Source organism: Gracilibacillus pellucidus, from assembly GCF_033949965.1.
In the GTDB taxonomy this organism is placed as follows: domain Bacteria; phylum Bacillota; class Bacilli; order Bacillales; family Amphibacillaceae; genus Gracilibacillus; species Gracilibacillus pellucidus.
Map to the genome: position 1 here is coordinate 492594 of NZ_JAWZSR010000002.1, position 18695 is coordinate 511288.

Consider the following 18695-nt stretch of genomic DNA (forward strand, 5'->3'; position numbering starts at 1 on the left):
AAACTACTTAGGAGGAATAAGAGTATGTCAAAAATAGGTACAGATAGAGTTAAAAGAGGGATGGCAGAAATGCAAAAAGGCGGCGTTATTATGGACGTTGTCAATGCAGAACAGGCCAAAATTGCAGAAGAAGCTGGTGCAGTAGCAGTTATGGCATTAGAGCGAGTGCCATCTGATATTCGCGCAGCTGGTGGTGTAGCTCGTATGGCTGATCCTACTATTGTAGAAGAGGTTATGAATGCTGTATCTATTCCAGTAATGGCAAAAGCACGTATCGGTCACATTGTAGAAGCGCGTGTACTTGAATCTATGGGTGTTGATTATATTGACGAGAGTGAAGTATTAACACCAGCGGATGAAGTATACCATTTAAATAAAAAAGAGTATACAGTACCATTTGTATGTGGTAATCGTAACTTAGGTGAGGCTGCACGTCGTATTGGTGAAGGGGCTTCTATGTTACGTACCAAAGGGGAACCTGGTACAGGAAACATTGTGGAAGCAGTACGTCATATGCGTGAAGTAAATGCACAAGTACGTAAGCTTGTAAATATGAGTGAAGATGAAGTAATGACATATGCGAAAGATCTAGGTGCACCATATGAAGTGCTTCTTAATATTAAAGAACATGGTCGTCTTCCTGTTGTAAACTTTGCAGCCGGTGGTGTAGCTACTCCTGCTGATGCTGCCTTAATGATGCAATTAGGCGCAGATGGTGTCTTCGTCGGTTCAGGAATCTTTAAATCAGATAACCCTGCTAAGTTTGCAAAGGCAATCGTGGAAGCAACAACACATTATCAAGACTACGAATTAATTGCAAAAGTATCTAAAGATATTGGTACAGCAATGAAAGGTTTAGAAATCAGTACCATTTCTCCTGAAGAGCGTATGCAAGACCGTGGTTGGTAATTAGTGAGGGGTATGTAAATATGGTAAAAATCGGAGTGCTTGGCTTACAAGGCGCTGTAAGAGAACATATTCGTTCTGTTGAGGCATCTGGAGCTGAAGGGATTATCATTAAGTATAAAGAGCAATTAGCAGATATAGATGGATTAATCATACCTGGTGGCGAAAGTACAACGATGCGTCGTCTTATTGATAAATATGACTTCCTAGATGCATTAATGGATTTTGGTCAACAAGGAAAGCCGATTTTTGGTACTTGTGCTGGGTTGATTTTATTAGCTAACAATATTGCTGGACAAGCAGATGCTCACTTAGCGCTAATGGATATGAAAGTGGAGCGTAATGCTTTCGGTAGACAACGTGAATCATTTGAAGCAGAAGTAGAGCTCGAAGGTATAGCAGATAGCTTTGAAGCAGTCTTTATCCGTGCTCCATATATTATGGAAGTTGGTCCAGAGGTTGAAGTATTAGCTACTTATCAAGATAAGATTGTAGCGGCTAGACAAGGCCATTATTTATGTAGTGCCTTTCATCCAGAATTAACGGATGATCACCGTTTAACAGAATACTTTGTCAAAATGGTGGAAAAATAATATAATAAGAAATAAGAAGTAAAATAGCTAAAAAGCAATGACAGGAAATAGTAGCTTATTGTTTTATAAAAGAGAGCCGATGGTTGCTGTGAATCGGTATAAAAGATAAGTGAATCCATCCTGGAGTGGTGCATGGAAATGATAGTACATGTACCCGGCGGTAAGCCGTTATCCACAAAAGAAGCCGGGAGAAGTCTATTCTCCAACCAGGGTGGTATCGCGGGAAAACTCTCGTCCCTACTATTAAACAGTATGGGATGGGAGTTTTTTTATTTGGATAATTTTTGTTCCATTTAATAATTATCATCATTTTTTAGGAGGTATTCGTTTATGTTAGATTTGAAAATGTTACGTAATAATTTTGCTGAGGTGAAGGAGAAGTTAGCTCACAGAGGAGAAGATTTAACGGATTTAGATCGTTTTGGTGATTTGGATGAAAAGAGAAGAACATTGATTGCCGAAACAGAGCAATTAAAAGCAAAACGTAATGAAGTATCAAAGCAAATCTCTGTTTTGAAAAAAGAAAAGAAAGATGCAGATGACATGATTGCTGAAATGCGTCAAGTTGGCGACCGTATTAAAACAGTTGATCAAGAGTTAAATCAAGCGGAGGAAGAATTAGATCTGTTAATGCTATCTATTCCAAATATCCCACATGAGTCTACTCCTATCGGTGAAACAGAGGACGATAATGTAGAAGTTCGTAAATGGGGAGTAGCACCAAGCTTTGACTTTGAAGGCAAAGCACATTGGGATATCGCAACAGATTTAGACATACTAGATTTTGAAAGAGCAGCAAAGGTAACCGGAAGTCGTTTTGTATTCTATAAAGGCCTAGGAGCAAGGTTAGAACGTGCCTTATGGAACTTTATGATGGATTTACATGCAGATGAACATGGATATCAAGAAATTTTACCACCACACATGGTAAATCGTGCGAGCATGACAGGAACAGGTCAATTACCTAAATTTGAAGAAGACGCCTTTAAAGTAGAAGGTTGGGATTATTTTATGATTCCAACTGCAGAAGTGCCGGTAACAAACTATCATCGTAATGACATCTTAAAAGCAGAGGAGTTACCGAAAAAATTCACTGCCTTTAGTAGCAATTTCCGTTCCGAAGCAGGTTCTGCTGGAAGAGATACAAGAGGTTTAATCCGTCAGCATCAGTTTAACAAAGTAGAATTAGTACAATTGGTTAAACCAGAAGATTCTTATCAAGTATTAGAGGAGTTAACAGGTCATGCAGAGAAAGTATTACAACTCCTTCAACTACCATATCGAGTGATGAGTATGTGTACAGCTGATTTAGGCTTTACAGCAGCGAAGAAATACGATATTGAAGTTTGGATGCCAAGTAATGATACGTATCGTGAAATCTCTTCTTGCTCTAACTTTGAAGACTTCCAAGCAAGACGTGCAGGTATTCGTTTCCGTCGTGATGATAAAGCGAAGCCAGAATTTATTCATACATTGAATGGATCTGGTTTAGCAATTGGACGTACAGTTGCTGCTATTATAGAGAACTATCAACAAGCTGATGGAACCATTAAAGTACCAGAAGTATTAGTACCATACATGGGTGGAAAAACAGTTATTCAATAATTTATTTCGAAAAAATAGATGAAATTTAAAAAAAATGTTGACGACATTGAATCTATGTGATATATTATTAAATGTCGTCAGCAAAACACGGAGGAGTACCCAAGTCCGGCTGAAGGGATCGGTCTTGAAAACCGACAGGGGCTTCACGGCTCGCGGGGGTTCGAATCCCTCCTCCTCCGCCATTAATTGAACACAAAATTGGAGATTTCAAATCGTTATCTATGAGGTAGCGGTTTTTTTATTTTGTGCAAAAACAATTATCCTTTATACTATAATTATTATACATAAAGGGTGGTTTACACATGGATTATACGATAGCGTTTTTAGGGGCTGGTTCCATGGCAGAAGCAATTATTTCTGGCATGACAGCAAAACAAATAGTTTCACGTGAAAACATTATTGCAACGAATCGTTCAAATAAAGAGCGCTTAGTGGAATTAGAAGAAACTTATCACATACGAACATTAGATTCGAAAGAAGAGGCAATTAAACAAAGCGATATTATTGTATTGGCAATGAAGCCAAAAGGTATACAGTCAGCTATTGCGGAGATCCAACAAGTTATTAGCGAAGAGAAAATTATCGTCTCTTTATTAGCGGGAATTTCTACTTCTTATATAGAGCAATTATTAGCTCGTGACAATGCCGTTATTCGCGTGATGCCTAACACATCTGCAATGATAGGACAATCAGCGTCAACGATAGCAGCTGGTAAGCATGTAAGTGAAGAGACTATTACAGCCATTGAAAAGCTCATGACATCAATAGGAACAACTACATTGATTGAGGAAGAGCAAATGGATGCCTATACAGCTCTTGCAGGTAGTGCGCCAGCTTTTTATTATTATATGGTAGAAGCGATGGAGCAATTTGCTGAAGCGAATGGATTACATAAGGAGAAAGCCAAGCCATTAATGGAACAGACAATAAAAGGTGTTGCAGACATGTTAAAAGCATCAGAAGACTCACCAGCGGTATTACGTGAAAAAATAACAAGCCCTGGTGGTACAACAGAGGTAGGCTTGCGTACATTGGCGGAGCATGAGTTCCAACAAGCAGTCGTTGCATGTTTAGAAGCAACAGCGAAACGCTCTGCTGAGTTAAGGGAAATGTTTGAAAAATAACTAGATAGTGAAGAGAGTCTTGCTATTTATCTGATAGTTGATTAAGATAATATATATCATCTCTCTTCCCTTTATAATGATCGTGGCCCCGTAGCTCAGTAGGATAGAGCAATTCTCTCCTAAAGAATGTGTCGGAGGTTCGAATCCTCTCGGGGCCGTATAGAAGGGTAATGGTGACAGACTATTTCTGATTAAAAGAGGTAGTCTTTTTTTATTTGAATAAATTTACTCTTGCGTTATAAATTAAAATGATTACAATAAAATGTAAGGGGTTTCAAAGTTTGTTTAAGAATGTTAACAATTTTAAAGAGGTGATAGGATGGATATGGCAAAAGTTCAGCCAAGATCAGGAGAGCATAATTTAACTGATATTGATGTGCAAAGAGAAGGTTTCGATTGGGAAGAAATCAAGAAAGACTTTAGCTGGTATCACACTGGTAAGGTAAACGTTGCTTATGAAGCGATTGACCGACACGCAGAAAATCCTCACAAAAAAGATCAAGTGGCATTATTGTACTCCGCACCAAATCGAGAAGAAAGTGTTACATTTGAACAATTAAGCAAACAAAGCAATCAAACAGCGAATATATTGAAAAAGTACGGTATAGGAAAAAGCGACCGTGTTTTCTTATTTATGCCGAGAACGCCGGAATTTTATGCGAATTTCTTTGGTATATTGAAAGTAGGGGCTATCGCTGGCCCATTATTTGAAGCATTTATGGAGCAGGCGGTTCGTGATCGCTTGGCGGACAGCGAGGCAATGATGTTAATTACAACTCCAGAATTAATCCACCGAGTGCCTGTAAAGGAACTTCCTGCCTTAGAGAAGATTATATTAATCGGTAATTCAACAGACATGAAAGATGAGCAATATATTAGTTATGAGGAAGAAATAAAAGAAGCTTCTGAAGCATTTGATATTGAATGGGTAGATAGAGAAGATGGGATGCTTATCCATTATACCTCTGGTTCAACTGGTAAACCAAAAGGGGTTTATCATGCCCATAATGCAATGATCCAACACTATGCAACAGGTAAATGGGTGTTAGATTTAAAAGAAGATGATACGTATTGGTGTACAGCAGATCCTGGCTGGGTTACTGGTACAAGTTATGGAATTTTTGCACCATGGTTAAATGGAATAACGAATGTTATTAGAGGTGGACGTTTTTCTCCAGAATCATGGTATGAAACGTTAGAAAAACATCAAGTGACAGTATGGTATACAGCTCCAACTGCACTGCGTAAATTTGTTAGTGCTGGTGATGATATTGTTTCAAAATATGATTTATCTAACCTGCGTCATCTGTTAAGTGTCGGAGAGCCATTGAATCCAGAAGTCATTACATGGGGATTACGGACATTGAATTTGCGTATTCATGATACATGGTGGATGACGGAGACTGGGGCGATGTTAATTGTAAATGTTCCCAGTATGGAAATTCGTCCAGGCTCCATGGGGAAACCAATTCCAGGTATAGAAGCAGCTATCATTGATCATGAAGGGAATAAGTTACCACCGAATCAGATGGGGAATTTAGCGATTAAAAAAGGTTGGCCATCAATGATGCGAGCTATTTGGAATAATCCGAGTAAATTTGATAGTTATTTTATTAAAGATTGGTATGTATCAGGTGATAGTGCCTATATGGATGAAGACGGTTATTTTTGGTTCCAAGGGCGGTTAGATGATGTAATTAATACATCAGGTGAACGCGTTGGTCCTTTTGAAGTAGAAAGTAAGTTAATTGAACATCAAGCAGTATCAGAGGCTGGAGTAATTGGTAAGCCAGATCCGGAACGAGGAGAAATTATAAAAGCATTTATTACGTTAAATCCTGGCTATGAGGCATCAGATGAATTATTAGAAGCCATTCGTCAATTTGTCAAAACGAGCTTAAGTGCACATGCAGCACCACGTGAAATCGAGATAAAAGATAGTATTCCGAAGACACGAAGCGGTAAAATTATGCGTAGACTTTTGAAATCATGGGAATTAGGATTACCCACTGGTGATACGTCTACGTTAGAAGAATAAGTGTGGGATAAAAGGCTAGCAAATGCTAGCCTTTTACACATGATTACTCCAAGCTTCCTTTAGGACCAAAGAATTCATAATAAATATTTTCTTCGTTAATTTGCCATGCTTGTAAGGCTTGGTACACAGTTTTCATAAATGGCTCGGGACCACAGAAATAAAAGGATGCTTCTTGTGTCGGTACAACAGATTGAAGCCATGTTAAGTCGATAAAGCCCGTTTTATCACAATGAGTAGTTTCTTCTGGCTTTTCATAAATAGTATAGGCATGTACCTGTTCATGTTGCTGAGCAATTTGTTTAACATGATCCTTAAATCCGTGTAGATTTTCATGTTGTGCTGCATGGATATAATATACCTCACGATTAGGTTGTTCATGCAAAACTGTTTCAAGCATGCTTGTTAAAGGAGTTAATCCGACTCCGCCACTTATTAAGACGAGTGGCTTATCTGCTTGGTTAAGTACAAAGTCGCCAGCAGGTGCGCTAAGCTCAATGGTATCCCCCTCATGAACAGATTCATGAAGATAGGTTGATACAACCCCATCTGGATTTTCAGCGATTCCCTTTTCCTTTTTGACACTAATACGGAAAAATTCCTTATTTGGTTTACAAGACAAGCTATATTGGCGCTGACAAGTGTATGGAATAGTAGGTATATTTACTTTTACAGTAATGTATTGTCCTGCTTCAAACTCAGGTAATAAACCATTGTCTGCTGGTTTCAGATAGAAGGATGTGATCACATCACTTTCTTTAACCTTTTCTACTACTTGGAAAGGACGATAGTCGAGCCATCCACCATCTTTTTGTTCGGTTTCTTCATACATTTCTTTTTCTACTTGAATAAAGGCATCTGCAATGACTTCATATGCTTTTGCCCATGCAGCAATAATTTCTTTTGTTGCAGCCTCTTTTAAAACATCTTGCATCGCCTTTAATAAGTTTTCTCCTACAATTGGATAGTGCTCGGGTTTAATATTTAAGCTACGATGTTTGTGTGCTATCTGATTAACAACAGGTAGAATGTTTTCTAATTGATCAATATTGGCAGCAGCTGCATATACCGCATTTGCCAATGCTTGAGGCTGTTTCCCTTTTCGTTGATTGGTTTGGTTAAAAATATTTTTTAATTCTGGATGATTGATAAAAAGTAATTGATAGAATCTGGATGTAATAGCCTTACCATGTTCTTCTAGTACAGGTACAGTCGCTTTTACTGTTTCAATTGTTTGTTTATCAAGTATTTCAGTAGAGTTTGCCATTTAAAACACTCCTTCTGATAGTTTTGAAAAAACATGTATTATTTATACATGTTTAATTATAAGGAATGGATGGAAAACTTTTCAATAGCTTTTCACGGAAAGATATGACAATTCTGTTAAGGAAGATAGCGAATAACCATTAATTCGGGTAGAATGAAGAGGGGGGAGATCAGAACATGAGATTAAAGAAATATACAGATTACGCATTAAGAGTATTACTCTATACAGCAATAAGTGAACGAAAAGTCAGTATTAAAGAAATAGCTGATACTTTCTATATATCGAAAGAACATATCCGAAAGGTTGTTCATCAACTAAGTATCAAAGGTTATATTAAAACAATTCAAGGGCGCAATGGTGGCATTTTATTAATGAAAGATCAAAGTGAAATTAATATTGGAGAAGTTGTGCGCCTAATGGAGAATGATTTCTATATGCTAGAATGCTTTGATGGAGACCACAATCAATGTGTCATAACAGAGGTGTGCACATTACGTTCTGTTGTCGGAAAAGCATTAAAAGCTTTTTTTGAAGTATTGGATCAATATTCATTAAAAGACTTGATTGAAAATAAAGAAGAGCTTGGTATGTTACTTGGAATCAAGGAGGAGTAACCTCAGTGATTAGCTTACTCCCCCTCCTCTTATTTTATATTAAATTGGTCTGCGAGTAGTAACCAGTTTTGTGGGAATGCTAATCCAAGCTTCCAGTAACTGATTCCCCGTAAGTTTTTTTCTTTAATTAACTCAAATTTGGCTTGTATGGAACGAGCATCTTCAAACCAGACTTCATGCTCTTGTTGCTGATCATCTACATAATAAAAATAAGGGGCTTTAGCATCTTCATTAAAGAGAATTGCTTGGTTGTTCTCTCTTGCAAGTTGCACGGCTTGTTGAGGACTGATTGCTCGTGCGTACTCACCACCTGGTTCATATGGAAGGGTCCAATCATAACCGTATAAATTTTGACCGAGCATTATTTTTTCTGATGGCATCTCACTTAGGGCATATTGGATGACATTCCGAACAGGCTCAATTGGAGAGACCGCCATTGGTGGACCACCACTATAACCCCATTCATATGTCATTAATACAACGAAGTCTACTATTTCGCCATGTGCGTGATAATCGTGTGCTTCATACCATGCACCTTGTTGAGTTGCACTTGTTTTTGGTGCAAGAGCTGTTGATACTAATAGTCCCTCTTGATGGAGTCTATTGGTAGCCTTTTCTAAAAAATGTCGGTAGTCGTCACGATTTTCTGGTGGAAGGAATTCAAAGTCAAAATGAATGTCCCCATAACCTACTTCCTCAGCTATTGTAATGATTTGCTGGAGAAGATTATTTTGCGCTGCTTCATTGGTCAGAATTTCTTGTCCTAATGAAGCGCTAAAGGCTCCATCTTCTAAATTTGTAATGACAAGCATCATTGTTGCACTAGATTCATCGGTAATAGTAGCAAAATCATTTAATGGAGGAGCACTTAGATTACCTTGACGGTCCATTTGATAGGAGAAGGGAGCTAGATAGGTTAGGTTGTTTATATGTTTTCTTGCAGCATTTTCTAATTGCTCTGATACAGTTCCGCCTGTAGGTTCAATATATGCATTTACTTCAATAGTTGTCTTAGGTGTTTCAGGAATATATAAGGTCATTCCAACGGCAAGAGGTTGATAAATATTGACTTGATTCATATTAGCTAATTCAGCTGCAGATACACCAAATTTTTGTCCGATTGTGTAGAGACTATCACCACGCCTAACAGTATAAAACCGTCCGTATATCGGGATGACAAGTGCCTGACCTACAACCAAAGGCTGGTCCGGATCTATTTCATTCGCTAGTGCGATTGATTCATAAGTAGTACCGAATTGATTTGCTATTTTATATAAGCTATCTCCTTGTTCCACAACATAAATTTGCACGAAATGTTCTCCTTTCTCATCTAAAAGTGCCTTCTATTTAACTGTATGATTAGAAAGAAGAAATAGAACAGTATGGTAGTGTACATATTAATTTAATCATTTAATGTTTGTTGATTTGCTGCTTTTTTGCGTTGTCTCAATGCTTTAAAAAAGTTCGTGAGCAATTGACTTGTCTCTTCTTCCAATACATCTGGTACCACATCTACTTGGTGATTGAAGCGTTCATCCTGTAAAAAGTTATAGAGCGAACCAGCACAACCTGCCTTATGATCCTTTGCTCCATATACAACACGGGGGATTCTTGCTTGTAAAATAGCACCGGCACACATTGGGCAAGGTTCAAGCGTGACGTATAATGTACATTCTTCTAAACGCCAACTACCAATCACTTCATTTGCTTTCTGAATAGCAAGCATTTCTGCATGGGAGTCTGTTGTTTGTAGTTTTTCACGTAAGTTAAAAGCAGTTGCAATTACCTCTCCTTTATGGACGATTACCGCACCTATAGGCACTTCTCCGAGCACTTCCGCTTTTTTTGCTTCTTCTATTGCCATCAACATATATTTTTCATCTAACATATTTATTTCACTCTTTTCTTATTGATCTGGATGATATATCAAACCTATCACTATAGTGAACAAAAAAGAAGCAAAGTTCAAGTGCTAGGAGTTAAAAGGAACTAATAAGTAAATAGGCAAAAGGGCTGTAAGTATATCACCTTTTTGTTAATCTGTTGGATGTACGTATGAATTTGAATAATTAAAATAAATAAGTTATTGACAACGGTTGCATATGGTGATAACATTTTCATTAAATAAGCTATTGCATTGCAATACACATACTATAAGTTAATCACACCAAGAAAAAAAGAAGTTAGGTAATTTTTTTGTTATTCATGAAAGCGTTTCAAAAAATAGGAGGGGTAGAAAAAAATGAAGAAAAGCTTGCTTATTTTGTTACTAGGTGTTTTAGCTGTTGTTTTAGCAGCTTGTGGAGGCGGTGGTGATGACGCTTCTGGAGAGGCAGAGGAAGTAGAAGTTATTGGGGAAGACCTTGAAGATGCAACAGAGCTTACTTTTTGGACGTTTGTTGGTCAACACGTTGATTTGTATAGTGATGCTGCGGAAAGATGGAATGAAGAGAATCCAGATAAACCAATTAAACTAGTTGCTGAAACTTATCCGTTTGAGCAAATGCATAACAATTTATTGTTAGCGATTCAATCTGGCCAAGGTGGTCCAGATATGGTAGATATAGAACTCGGTCAATTCCCGAACTATTTACAAGGTGACATTCAGCTAGAGCCAATGAATGAATATGTAGAGCCTGTATTGGATAATGCTGTTACATCAAGGTTTGAAAATTATGCGAAAGATGGTAACTACTACGCTTTACCTACACACGTAGGTGCGACAGTTATGTTCTATAATACAGAAATTATGGATGAAGCCGGTGTTGATATTGATTCTATTAACACATGGGATGATTTCGTAGAAGCTGGTAAACAAGTTGTAGAAAACACGGATTCTGTAATGTGGAATGTTGGTACAGAAGACTGGTTAATGGATATGTGGCCAATGATTTCTCAACAAGATTCAGACGCATTTGATGAAAACGGTGAATTAATATTAGATAACCAAACAAATATTGATACATTACAATTCTTACAAGATGTGATTTATGAGCATGAAATTGCAGAAGTTGCACCAGGTGGAATGAACCAATCAGAAGAATTTTATGGATACTTTTCTGATGATGGAGCAGCATCTATCTTAGCGCCGTTATGGTATATGAGTCGATTCTTAGATAGTATGCCAGATATGGAAGGTAAGATTGCTATTCGTCCAATGCCAGCTTGGGAAGAAGGCGGAAAACGTTCTGCTGGTATGGGTGGAACAGGTACTGCAGTTACAAACCAGGCAGAAGATACGGAGTTAGCGAAAGAATTCTTAGCATATGCAAAACTTAGTGAAGAAGGAAATACTAATCTTTGGACAGTTTTAGGGTTTGACCCACCACGTTGGGATACTTGGGAAAGTGAAGAAGTGCAAGCAGACAATAAATATTATGACTTCTTTGGGGATGGCATTTTCGATATGCTACTTGAAGTGAGAGATGATATCAATACGTTACATTTTACAGAGAATACACCAGAGGTAATTAGTGAATTTCATACAAATGTAACTCAAGAAACAATCCGTTCGAATACATCAACTCCAGAGGAAGCACTTAAGAAAGCTGCGGATGCAGTGAGAGCTGAAATGGAGTAAACAATACCAGATTAGGAGGCAGAGCAGCTCTTGTAGCCCTGTCTCCTAAAATGGCTAATTTTAAAAGGAGGTAAAACTCATGTCATCTCCCGCCCAAGAAACAGATGCGATGGTAAGGGATAAACAACCGAATAAATTGATGTCTATATTGAATTCAAAAAAAGTCGTTCCATATATTTTTGTTACGCCATTTATTTTATCTTTTGTTATTTTGACATTATATCCGGCGATTCACGGTGTTATTATGAGTTTCCAAAAGATTTTACCTGGACAAGTTGAATGGGTTGCTTTTAGAAACTATGAACGAGTATTTAATCCAAATTTTTATAAAGCACTATCAAATACAACCATTTATGTAGTATTAACTGTTGTTATTTTAACGTTGATTCCGATGCTACTAGCTATTTTGTTAAATTCAAAAGCAGTTAAATTTAAAACGTTTTTCAGAGCATCTATTTTTATCCCAGCATTAACTTCCACAATCGTAGGTGGTATGATTTTCCGCTTAATGTTTAGTGAGGCGGATTCATCTGTAGCAAACCAAATCGTCCATCTCTTAGGTTTTGACTCGGTTGATTGGCGATATAATGCATGGTCAGCAATGTTCTTGATGGTTATTTTAGCATCATGGCGTTGGATAGGAGTAAATGTTTTATATTTCTTAGCACAATTACAAAGTATTTCAAGTGAATTGTATGAGGCGGCAGATATTGATGGTGCTAACGCTTGGCAAAAGTTACGTTATATCACGATCCCTCATTTAAAACCGATTACGATCTTTGTCAGTACGATTACGATTATCAATGGTTTCAGGATGTTTGAAGAAAGTTTCGTGTTCTGGGAAACTAGCTCACCAGGTAACATTGGTTTAACCGTAGTAAGTTATATTTACCAACAAGGTATCGGGCAAAATGATATGGGATTCGGTTCTGCCATTGGGGTTGTACTCATGCTGATAATCTTTGTTATTAGTCTTATCAATTTAATTGCGACAGGTACCTTCAAGCGAGGTGACGAATAAATGAATGAAACAAACAAAAAAACTGGATCAACGTGGATAGCTACGATTGGATTCGGGCTGATCTCCTTAATTATTTTATTCCCGATTATTGGATTGTTGATTTCCTCATTTCGTCCTTCATCGGATTTAATGAGAGACGGTATTACATTTAGTATTGATTTTAGTTCATTAAACATAGATAACTATCTGTATATATTCCAAGAAGCAGGATCTTACTGGAGTTGGTATGGTAATAGTTTAGTTATCTCAGCGTTAACGATTGTTCTTTCATTATTCTTTTCATCTATGGTAGGTTATGCATTAGCGATGTATGACTTTAAAGGAAGAAACCTATTCTTTGTATTAGTATTATTAATCTTAATGATTCCATTTGAAATACTAATGCTTCCTTTATATCAGATGATGGTCGGAGCACAGTTAATTGATAGTTATTTTGCGGTTATTTTACCATTAATCGTTGCACCTGTTGCGGTCTTCTTCTTTAGACAGTATGCAACAGGATTACCGAAAGCATTGATGGATGCGGCGAGAATTGATGGAAGTACGGAGTACGGTATTTATTTCAAAATCATGTTACCGCTAATGGGACCTTCTCTTGCGGCGATGGCGATATTACAAGGATTAGGTAGTTGGAATAACTTCCTGTGGCCATTACTCGTATTACGTTCGAATGACATGTTTACATTACCAATTGGTTTAGCGACATTATTAACACCTTATGGAAATAACTATGATGTTCTAATAGCAGGATCAGTTCTGACAATTATTCCGATTGTTATTCTTTTCATCTTCTTCCAACGTTACTTTGTAGCTGGATTAACTTCTGGGGGAGTAAAAGGATAAGCTATCCTTGCTTGTTAGCAAAACGTATCAAGGTATCGACGCCGAGATAACGTATCACATAGGAAGAACCATAGTTCTAGTCAAAAACTATGGTTCTTTTCTGTTATAATAGTAGTAAATAGTAGAAGGATGACGTGGGCAATGAATGGGAAAAGTATTACAACAACATTAGATAAAGTATTTAGGTGGATAACAAATCTGGCATTTTTAAATGTATTATGGGTAGCTTTTACGATTCTTGGTTTAGGAATTCTAGGTATCTTTCCTGCTACTACAGCAGCTCTTGGAGTAGCGAGGAAATGGTTGAAGGGAGACCATGAAATTCGGATATGGCCCACGTTTAAACAGATTTATCGAGAAGAGTTTAAATCGGCGAATATTCTTGGTTGGATATTAGCGGTTGTGGGTTATTTATTCTTTTTGAATTATCAAATTATCCATCTTGCAGAGGGTGACTTGCCGTTTATTGTGCCATTTCTTTACTATTTTATTTTATTTCTTTATATAACCATTGTAATTTGGGTTTTCCCATTACTTGTGCATAACTATGCTTCTATCATACATCAATTGAAAAATGCTTTAATTATTGGTATTACGAAAATCCATATTACGGTTACGTTGATTTTGTTATTATTTTCTATGATGTATTTCTCATTAGAGTTTCCTGTTCTTTTAGTGTTTTTCACTTTTAGTTTGCTTGCACTTGTTTGGATGTGGTTATCATTAAGAGTGTTTGTGAAGATTTTTAAGGAATGAACATCAATATTCGATTGCATTTTTTATTAAAAAAGGGTATACTATTATTTGCGCTTCCAAAATAGCGCAACTGAATATGTTAGTAAATTTGCCGTGCTAGGTGGGGAGGTAGCGGTGCCCTGTACTCGCAATCCGCTATAGCGAGACTGAATTACCTTGCTGAGGTAGCATTGCTTTAAGGTCTGCCGTAAGGGAATAGTGTTGACGCTTGGGTCCTGCGCAACAGGAACTCGTGAACCATGTCAGGTCCGGAAGGAAGCAGCATTAAGCGATTCCTCCTGTGTGCCGCGGGGAAGCCTGAGTCTAGCTATGAACTTATGTAACGCTTAAGGTAGTGTTATCGAAGCTTGGTGCACGGCGTTAAATATAATTGTTCAACCTCTTGTATGAATGCAAGAGGTTTTTGTTATATTATAAAGTGAGATTTCAATCAGTGGTAGTTTTACGGATGTTTGCACCGTGATAAAAAAGAGTAGTGAGGAGAGAAGAGTGTTCTTATGCAAATATTACTCGTTTTTCATGGTTGTATTTGATACAATGATAATTAGGAATATATCTATAGTAAAGGGGATCAGTTATGGGTTATCAAGCATTATATCGTGTCTGGCGTCCAAAGAATTTTGAGGATGTAGTGGGACAAGTACATATTACGCGCACGTTGCAAAATGCTATCATGCAGGACAAATTTACTCATGCATACCTTTTTTCAGGTCCCCGAGGTACAGGAAAGACAAGTGCGGCTAAAATCTTCGCTAAAGCAGTCAACTGCCAAAATGGACCAGCTTTAGAGCCATGTAATCAATGTGATGCATGTAAAGGTATCCAAGATGGTTCTATTTCGGATGTAGTTGAAATTGATGCTGCGTCTAATAATGGTGTGGAACAAATTCGTGATATTCGCGATAAAGTGAAGTATGCGCCAAGTGTTGTGCAATATAAAGTATATATTATAGATGAAGTTCATATGCTGTCTATTGGTGCATTTAATGCATTATTAAAGACACTAGAAGAACCACCGAAACATGTTATCTTTATTTTAGCAACAACAGAACCACACAAAATTCCGTTAACAATCATTTCAAGATGTCAACGTTTTGATTTTAAACGGATTAGTCAGTCAGCAATGGTAGAGCGAATGGAAAAAATAACGGAAGCGGAGAACATTGCAGTAGCAGATGAAGCGCTGGAAGCAGTAGCGTTATCTGCTGAAGGTGGTATGCGTGATGCGTTAAGTTTATTAGATCAAGCTATTTCCTATAGTGAAGAGCAAGTGATGATTGAAGATGTGCTTGCGGTGACAGGGTCTGTTTCACAAGCCAAATTAGCAAAGGTAGTTAACTTGATGCATGCTAATGAGGTTAAAGAAGCGTTATTGGAAATTGACGGAATGATCCAAGAAGGAAAAGATCCTGGACGATTCGTGTTTGATTTAATTTATTATTTGCGTGATGTATTGCTTTATCAAACAGCGCCAGCTTTAGAAAATGTTTTGGAGCGAGCGATCGTTGATGATACATTTAAACAATTAGCAGATGGACTAGATGCAGAATGGATTCAGTCAGCTATAAAAGAATTAAATCAATGTCAGCAAGAAATTAAATGGACGAATAGCCCGAAAGTATTTATTGAGGTTGCGGTATTAAAAATCTGTAATCAAGAAAGAAGTTTGAAGGTAGATACTGCATCAATCCCGGCGGTCGATCAATTGAATGATAAAATTCGTAAGCTAGAGCAACAATTAGCGAATATGCAACAACAACCAAATCAGGCTGTACAAACAGAAAATAGGCAACCTGCACCGAAAAGGACAGCTCCGTCGAGTCGAAACAGTTATAAAGTGCCATATGATAGAATTAGGCATGTATTAGGAGAGGCTTCGAAATCAGCTATTCAGAAAGTGCGAGCACAATGGCCGACATTTATGGATGCATTAAAGAGACAAAGCGCACCAGCACATGCAACGATTCAAAATAGTAAGCCAAGTGCAGCATCTGATGATGTCGTCATTATTGCTTTTCGTTATGAAATACATTGTTCGCTTGCATTAGAACATAAACAAACGATAGAATTAATGTTATCTGAGGCTATAGGGCAGAATATCACGTTTATTCCTATTCCAGAGGCTGAGTGGACTAGTTTACGTGAAGAATATGTACGTAAACAGAAGCAACAAGATGGAGAAATGGAATCAGGGGATGCTTCTATTGAAAAAGAAGAAGATCCTGTTGTAGATGCTGCTAGAAAATTAGTTGGAGATGACTTATTAGAAATACATGATTAAAAAATAGATTTTATTTAGGAGGGCTTGCCATGCGTGGTGGAGGAAATATGAATAAAATGATGAAACAAATGCAAAAAATGCAAAAGGATATGATGAAAGCTCAAGAGGAATTGCAAGAGATGTCCTTTGAAGCGACTGCTGGTGGTGGAATGGTTAAAGTAGTAGCCAACGGTAAGAAGGAAATTACAGATATTGAAATTCAAGAAGAAGTAGTAGATCCAGATGATATTGAAATGCTACAAGATCTTATTTTAGCTGCTACTAATGAAGTATTGAAAGAAGTAGACGATAAAACAAATGATACAATGGGCAAATTTACTAAAGGATTAAATTTACCTGGAGGAATGTTCTAGGAGGGTTCTCATGTATTATCCCGAACCGATATCAAAGCTGATAGACAGCTTTACCAAATTGCCAGGAATCGGTCCAAAAACTGCCGTACGCCTGGCCTTTTTTGTATTAAATATGAAGGAAGACGACGTTCTAGACTTTGCGAAGGCATTAGCAAATGCGAAGCGCGAATTGACACATTGTAGTGTATGCGGGCAGATTACAGATCAAGATCCGTGTTCCATTTGTCAAGATGAATCACGTGATCAATCTGTTATCTGTGTAGTGCAAGATCCGAAAGATGTTATTGCTATGGAAAAGATGAAAGAATTCAATGGTAAGTACCATGTATTACATGGAGCAATATCACCTATGGATGGAATCGGACCAGAAGATATCAATGTACCTTCATTAATTAATCGTTTAAAAGATGAAGAAGTAAAAGAATTAATTCTTGCAACAAATCCTAATGTTGAAGGGGAAGCAACCGCGATGTATATATCACGCTTAGTGAAACCTTCAGGGATCACAACAACACGAATTGCTCACGGCCTGCCAATGGGGGGAGATTTGGAGTATGCAGATGAGGTTACACTCTCTAAGGCATTGGAAGGTAGGAGAGAACTTTAATAGTAGGTGAAGATAATGTTTCGTTCTAAAAAAGTAAAAAGATCAGACATGGATCAAGAGTTATTAAATCAACTATTTCATTTGAAGAAGGAATGGGTTTATTTAGAGGACCTATTAAATAGAAGTATTGAACCAAGTGAATCTGGACAATTTGATTTAGCTATTACAAAGGCGAAATACTTTTATTTGCTAAGAGAAGCGAAAGTGCGAAATTTATCTGCTATTAAATAGTTTTTCTTCTAATTCTTGTTTTCCCTTCATATAGATAGAGTAGTTATATTCTATAGGAAGAAGGGGACAAGTATATGAACTGGTTCGTTATAATTGGGATAGTCCTGTTAATTATTTTATTGTTAACAAAAGGCATACCAGTTAACTTTGTTAAAGGTAGTGGACAAGTTGTTATGAAGGTAACCGTCGGTATCTTGTTTTTGTTTTTCTTTAACTTATTCGGTGCATCCTTCGGTCTTTATATACCTATTAATGTCTTTTCAGCTATGATTGTTGGTTTGTTAGGCATACCTGGTATTGCTTGTTTAACTGCTATTCATATTTTAGTTATTTGATAAAAAGCAACCTTGTTATTAAAGGTTGCTTTTTATATGGAATGGAACCGACTTACATAGTGTTGGAGTGGAATGTTTGCAGTGTCGATAGTTATGCACATCTATTATAAATAGAACAGAATCAAGCAAAGCCTTTAGTGAGTTTCTCCTTTATATATTTAGAGCGCTAAGTTATAGTGTAGGATTGTTACTTTAAAAGGAGTTTATATGTAATTTCAAAAAACACTAAACTTTTTTTAAAAAAGTATTGCATTGTATTAGTTATTCGTGTTATATTTATCAAGTCGCTTTTTTGAAAGGCATTTTTGAAAAAACAAACAAAAAACTTTTTTAAAAAAGTTGTTGACTTCAATAACTCATCATGTTATATTTAAGAGGTCGCTAAAAAAACGACAAACATTGAACTTTGAAAACTGAACAAAACAACCAGTATGAATTTAAACATGAAACATGCTAGCTTATAGAAGTGAGCATAAGTCAACTTTATTGAGAGTTTGATCTTGGCTCAGGACGAACGCTGGCGGCGTGCCTAATACATGCAAGT

At 37.1% G+C, this 18695-nt stretch carries 18 protein-coding genes, 2 tRNA genes, 1 rRNA gene, 1 other RNA gene and 1 other annotated feature; of the genes, 19 read left to right on the forward strand and 3 right to left on the reverse strand.

Going from position 1 to position 18695, the window contains the following annotated elements:
- Positions 1-24: 24 nt before the first annotated feature.
- The 7 genes from pdxS to acsA all read left to right on the forward strand — a co-directional run bounded on the left by pdxS (position 25) and on the right by acsA (position 6266).
- Positions 25-909 carry a pyridoxal 5'-phosphate synthase lyase subunit PdxS gene (pdxS, locus tag SH601_RS05690; RefSeq protein ID WP_319957292.1) on the forward strand — a complete coding sequence of 295 codons (885 nt, stop codon included), beginning with the start codon at positions 25-27 and terminating at the stop codon, positions 907-909.
- A gap of 20 nt (positions 910-929) precedes the next feature.
- Positions 930-1499, forward strand: coding sequence for a pyridoxal 5'-phosphate synthase glutaminase subunit PdxT (gene pdxT / locus SH601_RS05695; protein WP_319957293.1), 570 nt, complete (start codon positions 930-932; stop codon positions 1497-1499).
- Positions 1500-1527: 28 nt separating this feature from the next.
- Positions 1528-1741 (forward strand) — a binding site (T-box leader).
- 88 nt (positions 1742-1829) lie between these two features.
- Complete coding sequence (serS, locus tag SH601_RS05700; protein WP_319957294.1) at positions 1830-3104, forward strand: serine--tRNA ligase; 1275 nt, start codon at positions 1830-1832, stop codon at positions 3102-3104.
- A gap of 89 nt (positions 3105-3193) precedes the next feature.
- A tRNA-Ser gene (locus SH601_RS05705) sits at positions 3194-3286 on the forward strand.
- 120 nt (positions 3287-3406) lie between these two features.
- The gene (gene proC, locus SH601_RS05710; RefSeq protein WP_319957295.1) at positions 3407-4228 is read left to right on the forward strand and encodes a pyrroline-5-carboxylate reductase; all 822 of its coding nucleotides are present in this window, start codon (positions 3407-3409) and stop codon (positions 4226-4228) included.
- Between the two features lie 84 nt (positions 4229-4312).
- Positions 4313-4386, forward strand: a tRNA-Arg gene (locus SH601_RS05715).
- 161 nt (positions 4387-4547) lie between these two features.
- A complete protein-coding gene (acsA, locus tag SH601_RS05720; protein ID WP_319957296.1) occupies positions 4548-6266 on the forward strand; it encodes an acetate--CoA ligase in 1719 nt (572 codons plus the stop codon).
- A gap of 43 nt (positions 6267-6309) precedes the next feature.
- Here acsA and hmpA read toward each other — a convergent pair whose 3' ends face one another.
- Positions 6310-7530 carry an NO-inducible flavohemoprotein gene (hmpA, locus tag SH601_RS05725; protein WP_319957297.1) on the reverse strand — a complete coding sequence of 407 codons (1221 nt, stop codon included), beginning with the start codon at positions 7528-7530 and terminating at the stop codon, positions 6310-6312.
- Positions 7531-7706: 176 nt separating this feature from the next.
- Between hmpA and SH601_RS05730 the strand changes: the two genes are divergently transcribed.
- Positions 7707-8144, forward strand: a complete 438-nt coding sequence (locus tag SH601_RS05730; RefSeq protein ID WP_319957298.1) for an RrF2 family transcriptional regulator — start codon at positions 7707-7709, stop codon at positions 8142-8144.
- Between the two features lie 29 nt (positions 8145-8173).
- Here SH601_RS05730 and SH601_RS05735 read toward each other — a convergent pair whose 3' ends face one another.
- Together SH601_RS05735 and tadA are read right to left on the reverse strand one after the other, a co-directional pair.
- A complete protein-coding gene (locus tag SH601_RS05735) occupies positions 8174-9454 on the reverse strand; it encodes a glycoside hydrolase family 18 protein (RefSeq protein WP_319957299.1) in 1281 nt (426 codons plus the stop codon).
- A gap of 92 nt (positions 9455-9546) precedes the next feature.
- Positions 9547-10032 carry a tRNA adenosine(34) deaminase TadA gene (gene tadA / locus SH601_RS05740; RefSeq protein WP_319957300.1) on the reverse strand — a complete coding sequence of 162 codons (486 nt, stop codon included), beginning with the start codon at positions 10030-10032 and terminating at the stop codon, positions 9547-9549.
- A 354-nt stretch (positions 10033-10386) separates the two neighbouring features.
- On the opposite strand from tadA, the gene SH601_RS05745 reads away from it, so the two are divergent.
- From SH601_RS05745 to SH601_RS05795, 11 genes are all read left to right on the forward strand, one after another.
- Positions 10387-11724 (forward strand): ABC transporter substrate-binding protein, encoded by a 1338-nt coding sequence (locus SH601_RS05745; RefSeq protein WP_319957301.1) that lies wholly within the window; start codon positions 10387-10389, stop codon positions 11722-11724.
- A gap of 79 nt (positions 11725-11803) precedes the next feature.
- Positions 11804-12745, forward strand: coding sequence for a carbohydrate ABC transporter permease (locus SH601_RS05750; RefSeq protein ID WP_319957302.1), 942 nt, complete (start codon positions 11804-11806; stop codon positions 12743-12745).
- A complete protein-coding gene (locus SH601_RS05755) occupies positions 12746-13588 on the forward strand; it encodes a carbohydrate ABC transporter permease (protein ID WP_319957303.1) in 843 nt (280 codons plus the stop codon).
- A gap of 141 nt (positions 13589-13729) precedes the next feature.
- Positions 13730-14344, forward strand: a complete 615-nt coding sequence (locus SH601_RS05760) for a YesL family protein (RefSeq protein WP_319957304.1) — start codon at positions 13730-13732, stop codon at positions 14342-14344.
- Positions 14345-14435: 91 nt separating this feature from the next.
- An RNA gene (gene ffs, locus SH601_RS05765) (signal recognition particle sRNA large type) lies at positions 14436-14702 on the forward strand.
- 219 nt (positions 14703-14921) lie between these two features.
- On the forward strand, positions 14922-16625 hold the full coding sequence (gene dnaX / locus SH601_RS05770) for a DNA polymerase III subunit gamma/tau (RefSeq protein ID WP_319957305.1): 1704 nt from the start codon (positions 14922-14924) through the stop codon (positions 16623-16625).
- Between the two features lie 29 nt (positions 16626-16654).
- Positions 16655-16978 carry a YbaB/EbfC family nucleoid-associated protein gene (locus tag SH601_RS05775; protein WP_319957306.1) on the forward strand — a complete coding sequence of 108 codons (324 nt, stop codon included), beginning with the start codon at positions 16655-16657 and terminating at the stop codon, positions 16976-16978.
- A gap of 10 nt (positions 16979-16988) precedes the next feature.
- Positions 16989-17585: a recombination mediator RecR gene (gene recR, locus SH601_RS05780; RefSeq protein ID WP_319957307.1), complete on the forward strand. Its 597-nt coding sequence runs from the start codon at positions 16989-16991 to the stop codon at positions 17583-17585.
- Between the two features lie 15 nt (positions 17586-17600).
- Positions 17601-17816 (forward strand): YaaL family protein, encoded by a 216-nt coding sequence (locus tag SH601_RS05785; protein ID WP_319957308.1) that lies wholly within the window; start codon positions 17601-17603, stop codon positions 17814-17816.
- Between the two features lie 74 nt (positions 17817-17890).
- Positions 17891-18151 (forward strand): pro-sigmaK processing inhibitor BofA family protein, encoded by a 261-nt coding sequence (locus SH601_RS05790; RefSeq protein ID WP_319957309.1) that lies wholly within the window; start codon positions 17891-17893, stop codon positions 18149-18151.
- 482 nt (positions 18152-18633) lie between these two features.
- Positions 18634-18695, forward strand: a 16S ribosomal RNA gene (locus SH601_RS05795); the annotation flags it as partial.